The following is a 1041-nucleotide window of genomic DNA, read 5'->3' as shown; positions in this document are numbered from 1 at the left end:
TAAAAACCGCAATATTGGTATAAAATTGCAGATAACGGAAAAAGTATTGGCGAAGTGCGGGCTAAATGGAACCGAAAAGTGCAATTAGACTGAAGGTAGCCGATGCTTTTTTCTTACACTAAATTACTCTTTTTTGTGGAATAAAAAAGCAGTGGCGGATAAATTTTACAAAAAGTTCAACTTTCCTTTCACCCCGCATTTTGCCAATACAATGTTAGCAGAAGTCGCAATTTTAGTTAATTAGTAAATTAATTCTTCTTCCAAGTCCAAACTCAAAAATTTTATATAAAGTTGAAAGTTGAATATCACATTTACCATTTTCCAATCTTGAAATATAACTTTTTTTAGTTCCAACTTTTTCAGCAAGTTGCTCTTGTGTCATTTTCGCTTCTTTACGTGCTTCTTTCAACATTTCACTAATTACAAAATATTGTGCTTTTTCTTCGAATTCATCGCGTTTTTCAGTTCCTATTTCTCCGTATTTGATGTTTAATAATTCATCGAAATTATTCACATCACTTATTTTATTTTTCATTTTCTATTTTTTAGAATTTAAATATTCATTTTTCAATTTAAGAGCTAATTCAATTTCTTTTTTTGGTGTTTTTTGAGTTTTCTTTTGGAAAGCGTTGAACAAAACAACTAAATTTCCTTTATCAAAACAGCAAAAAATTCTATAAATATTACTTTCAAACTCAATTCGAATTTCGTAAAGTCCGTCTGTTTCTGCCATATGTTGCAAAAACTTCTTCGGAACATTTTGAACTGTTCTGACAAGTTTAAAAACATATTCAATTTTCTCTTGAACTTTTTCGTTTTGTTCCAAATAGAAATTAACAAAATACCGTTCGTAGAAAATAATTTTTCTCTCAAAATTCATGTTACAAAGTTAACTTAAAAGTTATCAATTTGCAAGTTTATTCTAAAATATTTTTAAAGCGGAAAGTTTGGATGCGATTTCTGCTAACGGAAAAAGTATTGGCGAAGTGCGGGCTTAATTTGAACAACTGTTCAAGTTCAGACCAAGCGGAGCCGATGCTT

2 protein-coding genes are annotated in these 1041 nt (G+C 29.9%); both read right to left on the bottom strand.

The features are described from left to right. Positions 1-232: 232 nt before the first annotated feature. On the bottom strand, positions 233-535 hold the full coding sequence (locus AC23MB_RS14260) for a helix-turn-helix domain-containing protein (protein ID WP_055041225.1): 303 nt from the start codon (positions 533-535) through the stop codon (positions 233-235). 3 nt (positions 536-538) lie between these two features. Continuing rightward, positions 539-880 carry a type II toxin-antitoxin system RelE/ParE family toxin gene (locus AC23MB_RS14255; protein WP_055041224.1) on the bottom strand — a complete coding sequence of 114 codons (342 nt, stop codon included), beginning with the start codon at positions 878-880 and terminating at the stop codon, positions 539-541. Positions 881-1041 lie beyond the last annotated feature (161 nt).

Source organism: Soonwooa sp. T0.1_25, from assembly GCF_057652215.1.
The sequence above is the reverse complement of the archived record's forward strand: the minus strand, read 5'-3'. Positions and strand labels throughout refer to the sequence as shown.

Coding starts and splice junctions, on each gene's coding strand:
- AC23MB_RS14260 (WP_055041225.1), bottom strand. CDS start 535: ATGAAAAATAAAATAAGTGATGTGAATAATTTCGATGAATTATTAAAC.
- AC23MB_RS14255 (WP_055041224.1), bottom strand. CDS start 880: ATGAATTTTGAGAGAAAAATTATTTTCTACGAACGGTATTTTGTTAAT.